The sequence below is a fragment of the Shewanella inventionis genome, assembly GCF_014641855.1.
GTDB lineage: Bacteria > Pseudomonadota > Gammaproteobacteria > Enterobacterales > Shewanellaceae > Shewanella > Shewanella inventionis.
The window spans coordinates 61,827-79,764 of record NZ_BMII01000011.1 but is presented as its reverse complement, the minus strand read 5'-3'; the positions used below and the strand labels follow the sequence as shown (position 1 = coordinate 79,764).

The following is a 17,938-nucleotide window of genomic DNA, read 5'->3' as shown; positions in this document are numbered from 1 at the left end:
AAGGACACTAACTGTGTCCTTTTATTATTTATTGCATCAGAAACTCATGTAAATTTAAGTGGGTATTAGTCTCTAAAAAGCGCTTCAACTGACAACCCTTGAGAACCCAATAAATCTTTTAAACGTTTTAATGCTTCAACCTGTATTTGACGAACACGCTCACGGGTTAACCCAATTTCAGCACCGACGTTTTCTAGTGTTGATGGCACATATCCTAATAAACCAAAACGTCTTGCCAATACTTCACGTTGTTTGGTGTTGAGTTCATTTAACCAACCTACAATTGAGTTAGATAAATCTTCGTTTTGCACTCTATGATCAGGTCCAACTGAATCGTCGTCGGCAATTACATCCAACAATGCTTTTTCATTGTCGCCTCCAATGGGTGAATCAACAGAGGTAATTCGCTCATTCAGTTTCAGCATACGACTCACGTCGCCCGTTGACACATCGAGTTTTTCAGCAATTTCTTCAGCTGTGGGTTCATGATCAAGTTTTTGCGCGAGTTGCCTTGCTGTGCGCAAGTAAACATTAAGTTCTTTTACCACATGAATAGGAAGTCGGATCGTGCGAGTCTGATTCATAATGGCACGTTCAATAGTTTGCCTAATCCACCATGTAGCATAAGTTGAGAAACGGAAACCGCGTTCAGGGTCAAACTTTTCAACCGCTCTTATCAGGCCTAAATTGCCCTCTTCAATAAGATCGAGCAAAGCTAATCCGCGATTGTTGTATCTTCTGGAAATTTTAACGACTAGACGTAAATTACTTTCTATCATTCGGTTGCGAGATTTTTCGCAGCCTTTGAGGGCTTTACGTGAAAAATAGACTTCTTCTTCTGCAGTAAGCAGCGGAGAAAAACCAATTTCACCTAAATATAATTGAGTGGCATCGAGATTTTTTTGTAAGTCATCTTGGACTTTTTCTTCAATTTCGAGTTGCTGTACCAAATCGCCATTTTTGGTTGCAACCTCTTGTGGTTGTTTAGCTAGATCGACAATTTGTTCTGCTGAAGCAGTACTGTTTTTGCGGCTCATAATTGCTCTCCCAAACCTAATATGTGATATGTAATCTACTGCACTGCTTATCCTCCGTTATTTATATTGCTAAACAATTACTGTTTAGGTAGATATCGTAATGGGTTGACTGACTTACCGTGATAACGCACTTCAAAGTGAAGCATCACTTGGTTTGTCCCTGTACTGCCCATTTTTGCAACTGTTTGCCCTGCACTAACATATTGCTTTTCTTTAACCGTTATCGTATCTGCATGAGCATAAGCACTTAAAAAATCATCATTATGTTTGATAATTACTAAGTTGCCATATCCCCGAAGCGCATTGCCCGCATATACGACTCTCCCATCTGCAGCGGCTTTTATGACATCACCGCGATTGCCAGCAATCTTAATTCCTTGATTACCTTGCTCAGATACCGAAAAATATCCAATGATTCGGCCTCTGACTGGCCAGTGCCATTGCTGAACTTGCTGTGGCAAGTTAACAACTGGTCCGCTTGCATTTTGGTTAATTTTTTGTTGGGTAGTTGTTACAGAATACGCAGGCTCGACTTTGTGATCAAGATCTTTTTTCGTTCTGTCTGATACGACCAGTGGCTGGGGCTTTTCGCTAACAGCTGGCTTAATTATTTTTAAATCAGAACGATTAGAAACTGATGAATAAGGTTGAGTGACAGCCTGAGTTTGTACATTAGACTTGTTGGATTGGGCTGAATTAACCTGTGTTGCTACAGAACGATTTGGGCTGGATAAATGAATAATTTGCCCAGGATAAATCGTATATGGTGCCTGTAAGTTATTGTCTCGAGCAAGTTCAATAAAATGTCGCCCAGCTCCCCAAGCTATTGAGTAAAGAGTGTCACCCTTTTTTACTCTATATTGATGAGTGTTAAGCGAACCTTTGTGGTAGCGAGGACCGTGATTTTTTGATGATAAACTTTCAACCGGCGCAGGACGTTCAGCTTGAAAGCTACATCCTGTGAGCATGATTGCTAAGACCAAACCATTTGGCCAACCGCTATTCATCAAACAATGTCCTTAAGGAAAATACACAGGGAAAATACAAACAAACGTTATTCTACACGATAATCTATATTGCGCAGACTTACATGAAGCAGAAGTCATGTATTTTAGGCTAATTCACCATTGATTAATGGTACAAATTTAACAGCCTCTATTATCTCTGAATGGAATTGAGTCCCTATTCGAGTAATTTTTAGCAGTTGTTGGGTGTCTTCTCCAACCGGAATGATCAGCACCCCTTTATCAGCAAGTTGCTCAAGTAAAGCTTGCGGGACCGACGCCGCGGCAGCTGTAACCATAATACCGTCAAATGGGCCTCGGTTAGACCAACCTTGCCAACCATCACCGTACTTAAATGAAACATTGTGCAAATCGAGTCGTTTAAGTCGTTGTCTAGCCTGGATTTGCAATGCTTTAATGCGTTCAATAGTAAACAACTGCGGAATAATTGATGCCAACACAGCAGCTTGGTAACCAGAACCGGTACCAATTTCGAGTACTTTTTGCGGATTATGTTGTAGTAAAAGCTCGGTCATACGCGCAACAATATATGGCTGGGAAATCGTTTGCCCCTGCCCAATTGGAAGTGCGGTGTTTTCATATGCTTTGTGAGCTAGGGCGTCGTCAAGAAATAACTCACGCGGTGTATTCGCAACTGCGTGCAATACCGCTGGGTGGCGGATCCCTGCATCAGACAACTTTTTTGCCAAGTTTATTGCTGATGTTGAAGCTACCCTAGTCATATTTTTGTTACCCACTCAGCTAATCCGTGTAGTTGATTATATGCGGTTAAATCTACTGTTAACGGTGTAATTGATACATAACCTGCCGCAACGGCACCAAAATCGGTACCTTCACCGGCATCTTGTTCACGACCAACTGGCCCAAGCCAATAAATATCTTTTCCAGCTGGATCTTGGGTTTTTATCATGCCTTCGGCTTTATGTCTTGCCCCTAAGCGTGTGACTTTAATTCCTTTAATTTGCTCTAAAGGCAAATCGGGGACATTGACATTTAATATTTGATCGCTATTTATCGGGTGTGCTAATAACCCCTTTACAATTTTAGCCGCATAAATAGCAGCACTATCATAATGAGTTAACGACTTTCCGACTAATGAAATCGCGATTGCAGGTAACCCTAAAAAACGCCCTTCCATTGCGGCAGCAACCGTACCGGAATAGAGAGTATCATCTCCCATGTTGGCACCTGCATTAATACCGGAGACCACAATATCGGGCTCTGCTGGGCATAACTGCCTGATCGCTAAATGGACACAATCAGTTGGTGTACCATTAACGGAAATATAACCATTTCCTAAGTTATTAATTCTTAATGGGTTAGTCAAGGTTAATGAATTACTCGCGCCTGAACAATTTCGATCGGGTGCGACGGTCACCACTTGAGCAAACTCACTCAAGGCTTGAGTTAATGCAATAATGCCTGGGGCACTTACACCATCATCATTACTGACTAAAATATTGATCATGACTTACGACTCGTTATTTTGTTGTGATTCTTCTAATAAACGCTGGGCTTGCTGTTCTGCCACCATTATTTGTCTTTGTTGTTCTTGAACATCTTGGTAATCAGCAAGTTCACGCAAAACAGATGTCGCATAGCTACCTGCAGGTAACATAAACTCAAGGGTCAACACATCGGCATCAAATTGCCATTTCATTCCTTGTGGTTCAAGTAACAAAGGTCGTCTTTCTTGGCTTAAACCGGCATTTTCAAGCCCAGACAAATCATTTGCATAATCGGTTAACGCTGCCATTTCGACTTCAAGAGCGGTCTCTTTAGCCAAAGGAGTTCCTCGCCCCCATAATGGTGCAGACAATTGTATGTCTTTTTCAGCAAGGCGCTGGTTAAGTACATCGTCCCAAGCATCAACAGTAAAATAACTTTTACTGCCAGCAAGCATTACACAGTCACCGACTAATGGTTGTGTTTGATGTGTGGCTAAACGATGAGATGCGACCAGGTTAAATATGTTTGAACGAACAGCTGATAAATACATACTGCGTTTATTGCGATCTTTAACATTGCGGCCGCCGTTTAGCATTTGACGCCCCATCACTAGGTTTTTGCCATCATGTCCAAAGCGTTGTTCGCCAAAATAGTTAGGTACTCCGGTGGCAGCAATATGCGTTAACCGAGACTTAAGGTCTGCAATATCGGTAATATTGCGCAAGGTCAATACAAAACGGTTTCCGAGCAATGCACCTATTCGTAATTTCTTGCTGTGACGACTGCTCGATAACACCGTGAGCTTATCGTTATTTAATTGCGCCCACTCAGGAGTTTCTTTACCGGGTATACGTACACCAAACCACTGCTCAGTAATGGCATTTTTATCTTTTTGCCCTGCGAAGGTGACTTCTTTTGGATGCACTTTTGCAAACTTGGCAATTATTTCAGCGACATATACTGTGTTCAAGCCATTTTTTTGAATATGCAGCATGTGGTGTTCGCCTTCTCCTGTTGGGGTAAAAGGCAAAATTTCTTTGACAATAAAATCGCTATTGTGAGTACGTAAATCGGCTTGGCTTAACGGTTTACCCAAAAGGTAATGTAATTCGTTCATCTGATACAGATTCTCTATATTATTAACGCGATTGGCTTACCATCAGTACCACAGCTTCAACAGCAATACCTTCTTTACGCCCTGTAAAACCCAATTTTTCAGTAGTAGTGGCTTTCACATTGATGTTATCGATATCCGTTTGTAAATCGTCACTTAAACATAATCGGATTGCTTCAATATGCGGCGCCATCTTTGGCGCTTGAGCAATAACTGTGACATCCAAGTTGCCAATAACATACTGCTTTTTACGTGCGAGTAAATAGCAATGCTTTAACAATTCACGGCTATTAGCACCCGCAAAGTTAGCGTCAGTGTCAGGAAAATGCTTACCGATGTCGCCTAGCGCCATTGCTCCGAGAATAGCATCACTTACGGCATGTAACACCACATCACCGTCAGAATGGGCGATTAATCCAGTTTCATATGGGACAACTACGCCGCCTAAAATAAGCGGCTTATCACCACCAAACTTATGTACATCAAAGCCATGACCAATACGTATATTCATGATAATCCTTGTAATAAGGTTTTTTTACAATGTCATTGTTGTGCTTGCGAGATAAATAAAGCGGCAAGTTGCAAATCATCAGGGTGAGTCACTTTTATATTATCAACACGGCCATTAACTAAACCAGGACGAACCCCTGCCCATTCCATTGCACTCGCCTCGTCAGTAATACTCACTTTCGCGGCTAACGCCTGAGATAAATTGCGATGCAAGCTTGTTATAGGGAAAAATTGCGGTGTTAATGCATGCCATAATAAAGCGCGGTCCACGGTACTTGTGATTTGACCACTGGCGTCGCTACGCTTCATGGTGTCACGCACAGGTGCGGCTAAAATTGCACCTTGGGGGTGTTGTTCCACTGAACCAATCAATTTGTTGATATCTTCATGACGCAAACAAGGTCTTGCTGCATCATGCACTAACACCCATGCCTGAGGATTAATAGCTAACGCATAATCAAGTGCTGCAAGTACAGAGTCAGCTCGTTCGCCACCACCTATAACAAGACTCAGTTTGGGGTGTGTTGCTTGGGGTAATTGTTTGAAATGCTGATCTTGTGGGTGTAAAGCGACGATAACTTGCGAGATATCTGTATGAGATAACAGTACATCGAGTGTATGTGCCAAAATACTCTGTTGACCAAGCATTAAATATTGCTTTGGTTTATCAGCCCCCATACGACTGCCAATACCTGCAGCGGGAACAATGGCAATAATGGATTTAGGGTTGTTTTGCATAGTAAACCAGTCTGAAAATAATTATAGCTAGTTTAACGCACATAAGTTGCCACACGTTAAACTATGGATTGAACGGTTGTTCGCGAGAATCGGTACCGATAACACGATAAAATGTTTCGCCTTCTTTGACCATGCCAAGTTCGTTTCGGGCACGCTCTTCAATGGCTTCGGTGCCACTTTTTAAATCAATGATTTCTTCTTTAAGGATCTGATTGCGAGCCACGAGTTTTTCGTTACTCTGCTGCTGCGCTTCAATTTGGGTCTGCAGCACGAAATATTCAGATAAATTGTTATCCCCAAGCCATAGTCGATATTGCAATACAGCCAGTAATCCAATCATTAGTAATATTAATTGTTTCATAATATTAAGTTACGTTGTGTTAACCCTTAAAATGTATGTTGGATATAGTACAACAAAAAAGGCCACCTAGTGGTGGCCTTTTTTAAGCTATAGCAAAAATTTATGCTTGGCCTTTCACTTCTTTTAGACCATTAAATGGCGCTTTTGCACCTAATGCTTCTTCAATACGAAGCAATTGGTTGTATTTTGCAACACGGTCACTACGGCTTGAAGAACCCGTTTTGATTTGACCAGCAGCAGTACCAACAGCTAAGTCAGCAATGGTTGAATCTTCAGTTTCACCGCTACGATGAGAAATCACAGCAGTGAAGCCTGCATCTTTAGCCATTTTGATTGCTGCCAAAGTTTCAGTTAATGAACCGATTTGGTTGAATTTAATCAGAATAGAGTTTGCAATACCGTTATCGATACCGCGTTTTAGGATTTTAGTGTTGGTTACAAATAAATCGTCACCCACTAACTGAATTTTGTCACCTAACAATTTAGTTTGATGAGCAAAACCATCCCAATCAGATTCATCTAGACCGTCTTCGATAGACACGATTGGATATTGATTTACAAGATCTTCTAAGAAGTAGTTAAACTCTTCTGAAGTAAATTGCTTACCTTCACCTTTAAGATCGTAAATACCTTCTTCTTTGTTGTAAAACTCAGAAGCGGCACAATCAAGAGCAAGAGTAATATCTTTACCTAGTTCATAGCCGGCATTTGATACAGCCACTTTAATCGCAGCAAGTGCAGCAGCATTTGACTCTAGGTTTGGTGCGAAACCACCTTCATCACCAACAGAAGTTGAATGGCCTTGTGATTTTAATACTTTAGCAAGGCTGTGGAATACTTCTGCGCCCATGCGTAAAGCTTCACGGAAGTTTTTAGCGCCAACAGGTTGGATCATAAACTCTTGAATATCAACACTGTTGTCTGCATGTTCACCGCCATTGATGATGTTCATCATAGGCAATGGCATAGAGTACACACCTGGTGTGCCATTTAAGTCAGCAATGTGAGCATATAATGGAACGTGCTTTGCAGCAGCTGCAGCTTTGGCAGTGGCAAGTGATACGGCTAAAATTGCATTAGCGCCAAATTTAGCTTTGTTTTCGGTGCCATCTAAGTCAATCATGATTTGGTCAATTTCAGCTTGAGCCAAAGCATCTTTACCTTTTAGGGCTTCAGCAATTGGACCATTAACCGCAGCAACAGCGTTTAATACGCCTTTACCTAAATAGCGTGCTTTGTCGCCGTCACGAAGTTCTAGCGCTTCACGACTACCAGTAGATGCACCAGACGGTGCAGCAGCCATGCCTACATAACCGCCTTCTAAATGCACTTCTGCTTCAACGGTTGGGTTACCACGCGAATCCATAATCTCGCGACCAATCACTTTAATAATGTTAGCCATAATATCCTCGTACTGTGTCAGTAAATTAAAAAATTTGATAAAAGTTAAAAGCCAATAACAATAAACCACTCATTAAGTATCGATATTGCCGATTTATTGGTATGTAACTTTCAGTTTAGTAATTTTATTCTATCTAGGCTTAGGATAAATCGAATTGGTCTTAGCTTCAACTTAGTTTTAACTTTGACAAGGTATCCGTAAGACGATTATTTGATCTAACGCATACATCTTAAACAAAAAAGCCGCTAATGCAGTAACATTAGCGGCTAGCGTCAATTAACTTAAGTCACGTTTTTGGTACGCTGCTGATGCAGCTATAAACCCTTCAAATAATGGGTGTCCATCACGTGGCGTTGAAGTGAATTCTGGGTGGAATTGACCGGCAACAAACCAAGGGTGATTTGGTAATTCGATCATTTCAATTAATTTACGATCTGAAGACAAACCACTAAACACCAAACCGGCTTTTTCAAGACGCTCTATGTAGTTGTTGTTCACTTCGTAACGATGACGGTGGCGCTCAACACAGGTTGTAGAGTTATATGCAGTTGCCGCTTTAGAGCCTTCTTTTAAGTGGCATAATTGAGCACCTAAACGCATAGTACCGCCTAAATCAGAAGACTCATGACGTTTTTCAACATCGCCATCTTCGTTAATCCATTCGGTAATCAAGCCTACAACAGGATAAGGTGTTTGCGAGTTAAATTCAGTAGAATGTGCGCCCTCTAGACCCGCTACATGGCGAGCAAATTCGATTAGCGCAACTTGCATACCTAAACAAATCCCGAAGTAAGGCAGGTTATTTTCGCGGGCAAATTTCGCTGCAAAAATTTTACCTTCAACACCACGCTCACCAAAACCACCTGGTACTAAAATACCATCTAAGCCTTGTAACACTTCTTCGCCTTTAGCTTCAACGGTTTGTGAATCAATATATTTGATATTCACAGTCACGCGATTTTTTAAACCCGCATGCTTTAATGCTTCGTTAACTGACTTATAGGCATCGGGTAGTTCGATGTATTTACCCACCATACCAATGGTCACTTCACCATTAGGGTTGGCTTCTTGATAAATTACGTTTTCCCACTCAGACAAATCAGCTTCGTTACAATCCAAATGGAAACGCTTAATCACTAAGTCATCTAAGCCTTGCGAACGTAATAAAGCTGGGATTTTATAAATACTGTCTACGTCTTTTAAAGAAATAACAGCGCGCTCTTCAACGTTACAGAATAACGAGATTTTAGCTTTTTCGTTGGCAGGAATAGCACGATCGCCACGACAAACCAATACGTCTGGCGCAATACCAATAGAACGTAACTCTTTCACAGAATGCTGTGTTGGCTTAGTTTTAACTTCGCCTGCGGCACCTAAGAATGGCACTAAAGTTAAGTGCATAAATAAGGTACGTTCGCGTCCTAGCTCAACACCTAATTGACGAATAGACTCAAGGAATGGCAATGATTCAATATCACCCACTGTGCCGCCAATTTCTACGATTGCCACATCGTGGCCTTCGCCACCTTCAAGCACTTTTTCTTTAATCGCATTAGTAATATGCGGAATAACCTGAATGGTTGCGCCTAAATAATCACCACGACGCTCTTTACGAAGTACTTCTTCATAAATACGGCCTGTTGTGAAGTTATTGCGGCGGTTCATTTTAGTGCGAATAAAACGCTCGTAGTGACCTAAATCGAGGTCGGTTTCAGCGCCATCTTCAGTCACGAATACTTCACCGTGCTGAGTAGGGCTCATGGTACCTGGATCGACGTTAATGTATGGGTCCAGTTTCATAATGGTTACATTGAGGCCACGAGCCTCTAAAATTGCTGCTAGCGACGCCGCTGCAATGCCTTTACCTAGTGATGAAACAACGCCACCAGTAACGAAGATATACCTTGTAGTCATGCTGAACCTGAGAAAATGTGTTGGAAAATACGTGCTTGTAAGAAAGCACTAGGACGGGGCGATAGTATATCAAAGCCACTGCGATTCGACAAACTTAAACACGCTAATTTTGGTTTAATTTGCCTTTTCGTCTTGTTTGACTTTGTCCCAGTAGCTATCTAATTCAGCTAACGTATGCTGCTCAATGGCTTTTGTGCTGTCGGCAACATACTGTTCTACGCCTCTAAATCTTCGCTCAAATTTGTTGTTGGCTTGGCGTAAGGCTTGTTCAGGGTCGACCTTTAAATGCCTGGCTAAATTGACCACCGCAAATAATAAATCGCCCATTTCGTCCTGAATATGTGCCTGAGAATAGGTGGGGTCATCCTGACTCTTGTTCACCTCAACAAGCACTTCATCGATTTCTTCATGGATTTTTGCCACCACAGGCTCAAGTTCGGCCCAGTCAAAGCCGACTTTTGCCACCCTGTGTTGAATTTTACGTGCACGAGACAACGCGGGTAATGCATGTGGAATATCATCTAATGCGGAGTGAAGTTGCTTTTGTTGGCGCTCATTGGCTTTGAGTTTATCCCAAGCTTGGCTTAATTCTTGGGTATTGGTAATCGAGCCGCTCACTTGTTCATCTGCTATGCCAAACACATGAGGATGGCGACGGGTTAATTTATCGCTGATGCGTTCAACCACGGTTGCAAAGTCAAACATGCCTTGTTCCTGGCCAAGCTGGCAATAAAACACCACTTGAAATAACAAATCACCTAATTCATCGGGTAATTCCTGCCACGCTTTACGCTCTATGGTATCGACCACCTCATAGGCTTCTTCTAAGGTAAAGGGCACTATGGTGGCAAAGTCTTGAGCAAGATCCCAAGGGCAGCCAGTTTTTGGATCGCGTAATTGCTTCATAATCTCTAACAATGATTGCATCGGTGCCACATTGATATCCTCATATTTTACCCTGCACTAAAATTAAAAAGGCACCTGGATTAAGGTGCCTTTCACATTGAATGGTCTTGTTTACATTACAGTCTACGAGACTCAACAACCCCATCAACTTGCGATAATTTGGCAATAATGCGTGACAAACCGTCAAGATTATATAGTTCAAGTTCAAGCTCAACTGTCGCGGTTTGAGTTTTCACATCAGAGGATGAACTCATTGCCATGACATTAGACTTTTCTGCGGCTAATACCGTGGTTAAATCGCGCAATAAGCCGCTGCGATCATGAGCTAATACTCTTACTCTTATACGGTATCCACCTGAATAGTTCTCACCCCAAATAACATCAACGCTGCGTTCAGGATGCGCGCGCATTAGCTCTTTAACTTGTTCACAGTCACTTCGATGTACTGAAATACCACGGCCCATAGTGATATAACCAAAAATCTCATCGCCAGGTACAGGCTGGCAACAACGCGCAATATGGCTCATTAAGTTGCCTACACCGTTAACCTCAACCTGGCCTTTACCGGTTTTTTTAGGTTTGTGGGACGCTTTTTTAAGGATGTCTTCGACTAAATCTTCGTCAGTATCTTCAACTTTACGCACTTTCGTTTCGGTAAAGTTCACCACTTGATTTAAGCGTAAGTCACCACCACCAATAGCGGCTAACATATCATCCATGCTATTGAGGTTAAAACGCTCTACTGCAACTACAGCATCTTTAATTTTTAATCCCACACGCGACAACTCAGACTCGAGCATCTCTTTACCCGCAGCAATATTTTTGTCGCGATCTTGCTGTTTAAACCAATGCTGTATTTTAGAGCGTGAACGAGACGACTTGATATAGCCTAAGTTAGGATTTAACCAGTCACGTTTAGGGTTAGGCGTTTTTGATGTAATGATTTCAATACGTTCACCCGTTTCAACCTGGTAGGTAAATGGCACAATACGGCCATCAACTTTGGCACCAATACACTTATGCCCCACCTGAGAGTGAATATAATAAGCAAAGTCGAGCACGGTCGAGCCTAAAGGTAAGTCAACGACTTCACCATTAGGGGTAAACACATAAACTCGGTCTTCAAATACCTGGCTGCGAACTTCATCTACAAGGTTGCCGCTTTCGGCCACATCTTCTTGCCACTGTAAAATTTTACGTAGCCAGTTAATTTTTTCTTCATAACCGGTTTGTTTGGCGTTACCCGCACCTTCTTTGTACTTCCAATGCGCAGCCACACCAAGCTCAGAGTCTTGATGCATGGCTTCGGTTCGGATTTGAATTTCAACGGTTTTACCCTCTGGGCCAACCACTACGGTATGTATTGATTGGTATCCATTAGGTTTAGGGTTGGCGACGTAATCATCAAACTCACGTGGAATGTGGTGCCATAGATCATGCACTACGCCTAACGCGCCATAACAATCTTGTAATCGCTCAGTCACGATCCGCACTGCACGTACGTCAAACAGTTCATCAAACTTAAGATCTTTACCCTTCATTTTACGCCAAATGCTGTAAATATGCTTAGGGCGGCCATAGACTTTGGCACGGATCTGGTCGTTGTCTAGACGTTGCTGTAGCTGAGAAACAAACTTTTCAATAAATACTTCGCGATCAACACGTTTACCATCAAGTTGTTTGGCAATATCTTTATAAACGGTTGGGTGCAAATAGCGAAACGAGATGTCTTCAAGTTCCCATTTTAGCTGCCCAATACCTAAACGGTTAGCTAATGGCGCGTATATATCGGCAATTTCACGGGCCAATAATACACGTGTTTCTTCGTCGGCATTTTTTACCGCGCGTAGTAAACATACACGCTCGGCAAGCTTAATCACCACTGCACGTACGTCTTCGACCATGGCCAATAACATTTTGCGAATGTTGTCGATTTGCGGTTCGGCATCACGCGAGTTCTCACTCACTTTTAGCGCGCCTATGGCATTCATGGTCACCACACTGGCGACCAGTTTTGCTAAATTATTGCCATATTTTTCAGCTAATTGTTCGTCGTTTAAAACACCCGCCTCATGCATTAAAAACAGCACTGCTGCCTGTAGCGTTTCGATGTCCATGTTAAGGGGCGCTAAAATCTCGATCATTTCACGAGCACGCGCAAGCAATTCGGTGTGAGCCAGCTTATTTTTGACCGGTAAGGCCTCAACTTGCTGGATCAACGCTAATAGTGTTTGAGCATCGTCTTTATCGTCAATATAACGGGCGACCCACTCATCTAATTGGAATGCTTGCGTATTAAAATGTGCTTCGCGAACAGATACCATGAACCCTTCCTTAGCCGCATGACCGACTTTTACCCACCGTCACTTCGCTGATTCATGGCGAAATGAAGGAAAAACGACAACTGAGTACGTTATCTTGAAGCCCTAAATACGTTTGTCAATTCAAACATGTTTAGTTGAACAAATTTATAGCATACCAGTTGATAATATTGAAAAAACAACACCTATTTACCCAGCTCAAACAAGACCATTGCCTCGATATGATGGGTTTGTGGAAACATATCAACTAAACCGACTTTAGCAATGCGATAACCGTTCGCTAATAATACACTACTGTCACGGGCTAAACTGGCCGGATTACAAGATACATAAACCACCTTTTTGGGTTGCATTTTTTGCAGCCATTGCAGGCTTTCATAAGCACCAGCTCTGGCTGGATCAAGCAACAGCTTGTCAATTTTACCTAGCCAAGTTTGCTCAGACAAATCAGCACTCAAATCAGCATGGTAAAAGCTTACGTTAGTTAATTGGTTATCGAGTGCGTTTTGTTTTGCTTGCTCAACCATTTCAACTACACCTTCAACCGCAATGACTTGTGCCGCTTTTTTCGCTAGCGGTAAACTAAAATTGCCCACTCCGCAAAACAAATCAAGGATCCGCTCACCAGATTGAGGATCAAGCCAAGCTACAGCTTGTTCAACCATGGCATGGTTTATCACACCATTAACCTGAACAAAGTTACCGGGTGTAAACGAGCATCGTACGCTGTTATCAGCAAGTAGGTAAAACGGTAACGTCGCGTCACTTTCGTTGGAGGGTAATGCTGGATAAAGCTGAGTTAATTGGCCCGAGTCATCTTGCAACAGCATCGTTAATTGGTACTTTTCAGCAAAACCACTCAACCAACGTAAATCTGAATTAGGTAAGGTTTTCGTTATCCTTAGCACAGCAAAACGGCCATTGTCAGCTTGGGTTAATTCCACATGGCCTAAACTGGCTTTGGCTTTTAACTGGTTTAAATTGACCGCCAACGGTGTAATAAGTTCAGACAAAGGCTCAGCAAGCACCGGACATTGGTTAATTTCAACAATTTTATTGCTGTTTGCAGCACGAAAACCCAACTGTAAGCGCTGAGTGTTTTTGTCAAATACGGTTGCGAGTCTCGCTCTACGGCGATAATGCCAGGCATTATCAACAATGGGTGTGGCAACAAGGTTATCTGTAACAGTTTCAGCACTGGATAATTTAGTAATCAAATCAACTAATGCCGTTTGCTTATGGTCGTGTTGAGCCTGATAGTCCATGTGTTGTAAATCACAACCGCCACATTGCACATAATGCGGACAATGTGGGTTAATGCGACGAGTAGATGGCGTATCAATCTTGATTAATTTTGCTTTGGCATAACTTTTCTTTTGCTCAACCAACTGCACGGTTGCGCGCTCGCCAGGTAACGCGCCAGGGACAAATACAACCTTACCTTGATGCTGAGCAATACCTGCACCTAGATGATCTAACTGAGTGATATCTAGCGTTAGCTTGGCCGATAATTGTTTAGATTTGTTTGGTTTTTCTTTGAAAAATTGTGCCATTTCGGCCTCAGATGTCGAATAAAAAACTAGTCAAGAGTGCGCTGTTTCTGGCAGTCTAGACGCAATAATAGCGATTTAGCATCAGGAACACACCTAACAGCCATGAAAAGTGCCAACAATATGACCAACTACAGCCTGCGTTCTTGGGTTCTGGTACTAGCGTTAGCGCCCACGATTGTCGTGGGTATTCTACTTGGAAGTTATTTCACGATAAACCGCTTTTATGAGTTAGAAGACACCTTAATCATAAAAGGCAGCAATATTGTTGAGCCTTTGGCCATTGCCAGTGAGTTTGGCATCATCAATCAAGATCGCGATTCGACAAAACGTCTTCTTGCCGCCTCTCAAATCAACAATGCAGCGTTAATTCACTCAATAGCAGTTTTTGACGCTGAAAATCAGTTATTTGTGACATCGCACTATCACAAAGACTTTGAAACGATGCGCTATAAAAAACCGTTAACCACTCTAACAGCAACAGAAAACGAAACGATTGGCGACACCATGGTTATCAGGGTGCCCATTATCTCTCACACAGGGTTGGAATCGTTACTGTTGAGTCGTTTAAATAATGTTAACGACAAAAACCAAGATACGCCGCAAAGCCAACATACAATCGAGCCGCTTTACAATGACCAGCAGGAGCAAATCCTTGGTTATATTTCTGTCTTACTTAACAAAGAAAACGCCTTATTAGAACAACATCGAGCGGCCATTGCAGCATTTATTATCGTGTTGATTGGGGTGCAATTTAATTTATTTTTCACTTTCAGATTAGTCAAACATGTTAACCACCCTATTACCGAAATGGTTCGAGTGGTGGCCAAAATTCGTGAGGGTAAACTCGATACTCGCCTTGAAGGAAACTTAATTGGCGAACTTGATTTACTCAAGCGAGGTATTAATGCCATGGCCGGCTCCTTGTCTGAATATCATGACGAAATGCAACAAAATATTGATCAAGCCACGTCAGACTTAAGAGAAACCTTAGAGCAAATTGAAATTCAAAACGTTGAATTAGACCTCGCTAAAAAACGCGCATTAGAAGCTAGCCGAATTAAATCTGAGTTTTTAGCCAATATGTCCCATGAGTTACGTACGCCACTTAATGGTGTCATCGGTTTTGCAAGGCAATTGTTAAAAACCCCGCTACACACAAGCCAACTTGACTACATTAAAACCATTGAGCGCAGCGCAAGTAATTTACTGGGGATCATTAACGATATTCTTGATTTTTCTAAACTCGAAGCGGGTAAAATGGTGCTTGAGAAAATGCCGTTCGCGCTACGTGAAACCTTGGCTGAAACCTTAACCATTATTGCCGGTAGCGCCCAAGAAAAAGGCATTGAGCTCGTTATCGATATTGATAGCAATGTCCCCGAAAGTGTCAGTGGCGACGCGATGCGAGTTAGCCAAATCATTACCAATTTAATGGGGAACGCGATTAAATTTACCGACATAGGCAGTGTGGTATTAAAAATTCATTTGGTGAGTCAAGAAGATGACAACATCACCCTAAGATGTGAAGTGATTGATACCGGTATCGGCATTGATGAGAGTCAGCAAGAATATTTATTTCAGGCATTTGGTCAGGCAGATTCTTCAATATCACGTCGCTTTGGAGGTACAGGGTTAGGCCTGGTGATCACCAAACGCCTAATTAACCAAATGGGCGGCCAAATTGGCTTTACATCTGCGCCTAATAAGGGGTCAAATTTCTGGTTTATACTCCCACTTGGGCTCAGTCAATTTGAAATTGGTGAAGTACTACCGGTTAATGTTTTGCAGCACAAATCAGTGCTGTTATACGAACCACGAGAATTGTCTCGCGATACATTAAACCGTCGTTTAGTTTCTTGGCAATTAATCATCACCAATGCGACCAACCCCGAAAACTTAACCTCAGTACTTAACAGTAAAAACAGCAAGTACGATTATATTATTATGAGTTGCCATGGATTTGTTGATAACGATGAGCTCATTCATCTATTACAGCAAGCACGACAACATACTGACTGTCTGGTGTTGTTACACGATTGCCTCGATCAAGATGTGATAATTAATGTACTAAAAGCCAATGCCGATGTGCTGCTTAATACCCCCATAAGCGACTTAACGTTAGCGCGCCATTTAATTTATCCGCCAACGCCAGTCTCCCTAGCAAGCTTACCTGAAGCGCCGATTATACCTGACTCTCAACGCATAAAAGCGTCAGTACTTGCAGTTGACGATAATAACGCTAACCTAAAACTTATCGACACATTACTAAAAGAGTTAGTGGTTAATGTTGTTACAGTGAACAATGGAAATGACGCGATAAAACAAGCTCAAGAGCGAGCATTTGACTTAATATTTATGGATATTCAAATGCCTGGTATCGACGGCATAACCGCCACACAGCAAATTCGTTCAATGTCGCTTAACCGCAATACCCCCATTATTGCGGTCACTGCACATGCTATTGCTGAAGAGCGTGAAAAAATACTCGCTTGTGGTATGGATGGCTTCTTGCCAAAACCGATTGACGAAATGTCATTAAAAGGCGTCATCAATCGCTGGGTAACTAAACCTAAATTTACCCATTTTGATAATCAAATAATCAATTGGGATTTATGCCTAACTCAAGCCAATCAAAAGCCTGATTTAGCACTAGACATGCTTAAAATGCTTGTCAACTCCATTCCTGAAACCGTTGAAAATATTAACCATGCTCTGACACAACGCGATGCCAGCAGCCTGCTACAAACTGTACACAAGCTTCATGGTGCTACATGTTATTGCGGTGTTCCTACCACACAAAAACTCTGCCAAGCTATTGAGTCAGGGTTAAAACATAAAATTGACATCGATGATCTCGAACCTGAAATACTTGAGTTACTTGACGAGTTAACTAAGGTAGAATCAGCAGCAAATCAAGTGATAAACCAGCTATCAGTGGATATTCCTAATGACCAGTAAACCCGGCTTTTTTAAACGTCTTAAGGCATTGTCTTTACCGCAAAAACAGCTTTTTGCAATCGCGCTATGCCAACGCATGTTACCTAATTACAAATTGTTTTCAGAAGTATGTGAGTTCGGTGAGCCTCAGGTTCTCAGTACAGCATTAGAGTTATTATGGCAAAGCCAGTACGATAAAAAACTCAAGTTTAACATCGATGTACATTTGCAACGTCTTGACGAAAATACGCCCGACCCAAGTGATTTCGAGGCCTATGGCGCTTACCCTGCAATGGATGCAGCCGTTGCTGTTGCCACATTAATGAGTGCAATAGACAGCAAAGTTGAAGAAGACATTACCAATATCAGTAAGTTGTCATCAAGTACCGTCGCCAACTACATTGAAGCCATCAGTGATGATTCATTAATGGATGAAGAACTCGATGATTTTGTGTTTTCACACCCGGTTATGGAAGAGGAAAAAGAGCTTCAAGCCATGCTACTTGATATTATTGAAGCCAATCCTGATATTACCGCTGAGCTGGTTAAAGGTTTACGAAAGGATATTATTGACGCAGGCGTTTCAAACATCGGGATTAGCGAATAACCAAGGCATTTTATTTCAGTCAACAGCCTCTTAACCCGAGTTGAGCTTAATCAGAATAGCCTGA

General features: G+C 42.1%; 15 protein-coding genes. 2 read left to right on the top strand and 13 right to left on the bottom strand.

From position 1 onward, the window contains the following. Window positions 1–65: 65 nt before the first annotated feature. The 13 genes from rpoS to rlmD all read right to left on the bottom strand — a co-directional run bounded on the left by rpoS (window position 66) and on the right by rlmD (window position 14,330). Window positions 66–1,037: an RNA polymerase sigma factor RpoS gene (gene rpoS / locus IEW93_RS07990; protein ID WP_188738749.1), complete on the bottom strand. Its 972-nt coding sequence runs from the start codon at window positions 1,035–1,037 to the stop codon at window positions 66–68. A 77-nt stretch (window positions 1,038–1,114) separates the two neighbouring features. Beyond that, complete coding sequence (locus IEW93_RS07985) at window positions 1,115–2,047, bottom strand: peptidoglycan DD-metalloendopeptidase family protein (protein WP_373284893.1); 933 nt, start codon at window positions 2,045–2,047, stop codon at window positions 1,115–1,117. Between the two features lie 101 nt (window positions 2,048–2,148). Continuing rightward, window positions 2,149–2,784 carry a protein-L-isoaspartate(D-aspartate) O-methyltransferase gene (locus IEW93_RS07980; protein WP_188738745.1) on the bottom strand — a complete coding sequence of 212 codons (636 nt, stop codon included), beginning with the start codon at window positions 2,782–2,784 and terminating at the stop codon, window positions 2,149–2,151. Further along, window positions 2,781–3,530 carry a 5'/3'-nucleotidase SurE gene (gene surE, locus IEW93_RS07975; protein ID WP_188738743.1) on the bottom strand — a complete coding sequence of 250 codons (750 nt, stop codon included), beginning with the start codon at window positions 3,528–3,530 and terminating at the stop codon, window positions 2,781–2,783. The genes IEW93_RS07980 and surE overlap by 4 nt, the downstream gene beginning before the upstream one ends. Window positions 3,531–3,533: 3 nt before the next feature. Then, window positions 3,534–4,628, bottom strand: a complete 1,095-nt coding sequence (truD, locus tag IEW93_RS07970; protein WP_188738742.1) for a tRNA pseudouridine(13) synthase TruD — start codon at window positions 4,626–4,628, stop codon at window positions 3,534–3,536. A gap of 22 nt (window positions 4,629–4,650) precedes the next feature. Then, window positions 4,651–5,136: a 2-C-methyl-D-erythritol 2,4-cyclodiphosphate synthase gene (ispF, locus tag IEW93_RS07965; protein WP_188738740.1), complete on the bottom strand. Its 486-nt coding sequence runs from the start codon at window positions 5,134–5,136 to the stop codon at window positions 4,651–4,653. Between the two features lie 32 nt (window positions 5,137–5,168). After that, on the bottom strand, window positions 5,169–5,873 hold the full coding sequence (gene ispD, locus IEW93_RS07960; RefSeq protein ID WP_188738738.1) for a 2-C-methyl-D-erythritol 4-phosphate cytidylyltransferase: 705 nt from the start codon (window positions 5,871–5,873) through the stop codon (window positions 5,169–5,171). A 61-nt stretch (window positions 5,874–5,934) separates the two neighbouring features. Then, window positions 5,935–6,234 (bottom strand): cell division protein FtsB, encoded by a 300-nt coding sequence (ftsB, locus tag IEW93_RS07955; RefSeq protein ID WP_188738735.1) that lies wholly within the window; start codon window positions 6,232–6,234, stop codon window positions 5,935–5,937. Window positions 6,235–6,334: 100 nt separating this feature from the next. Next, complete coding sequence (eno, locus tag IEW93_RS07950) at window positions 6,335–7,636, bottom strand: phosphopyruvate hydratase (RefSeq protein WP_188738733.1); 1,302 nt, start codon at window positions 7,634–7,636, stop codon at window positions 6,335–6,337. Between the two features lie 276 nt (window positions 7,637–7,912). Then, window positions 7,913–9,550, bottom strand: coding sequence for a CTP synthase (gene pyrG, locus IEW93_RS07945; RefSeq protein ID WP_188738731.1), 1,638 nt, complete (start codon window positions 9,548–9,550; stop codon window positions 7,913–7,915). A 114-nt stretch (window positions 9,551–9,664) separates the two neighbouring features. Then, window positions 9,665–10,477 (bottom strand): nucleoside triphosphate pyrophosphohydrolase, encoded by an 813-nt coding sequence (mazG, locus tag IEW93_RS07940; RefSeq protein ID WP_188738801.1) that lies wholly within the window; start codon window positions 10,475–10,477, stop codon window positions 9,665–9,667. Window positions 10,478–10,572: 95 nt separating this feature from the next. Continuing rightward, complete coding sequence (gene relA / locus IEW93_RS07935; protein ID WP_188738729.1) at window positions 10,573–12,780, bottom strand: GTP diphosphokinase; 2,208 nt, start codon at window positions 12,778–12,780, stop codon at window positions 10,573–10,575. A gap of 182 nt (window positions 12,781–12,962) precedes the next feature. Next, window positions 12,963–14,330 (bottom strand): 23S rRNA (uracil(1939)-C(5))-methyltransferase RlmD, encoded by a 1,368-nt coding sequence (rlmD, locus tag IEW93_RS07930; RefSeq protein ID WP_188738727.1) that lies wholly within the window; start codon window positions 14,328–14,330, stop codon window positions 12,963–12,965. Window positions 14,331–14,450: 120 nt separating this feature from the next. Between rlmD and barA the strand changes: the two genes are divergently transcribed. Further along, window positions 14,451–17,288: a two-component sensor histidine kinase BarA gene (barA, locus tag IEW93_RS07925; RefSeq protein ID WP_428847852.1), complete on the top strand. Its 2,838-nt coding sequence runs from the start codon at window positions 14,451–14,453 to the stop codon at window positions 17,286–17,288. After that, window positions 17,278–17,874, top strand: coding sequence for a YjaG family protein (locus tag IEW93_RS07920; protein WP_188738723.1), 597 nt, complete (start codon window positions 17,278–17,280; stop codon window positions 17,872–17,874). The genes barA and IEW93_RS07920 overlap by 11 nt, the downstream gene beginning before the upstream one ends. The last annotated feature ends 64 nt before the right edge of the window (window positions 17,875–17,938 follow it).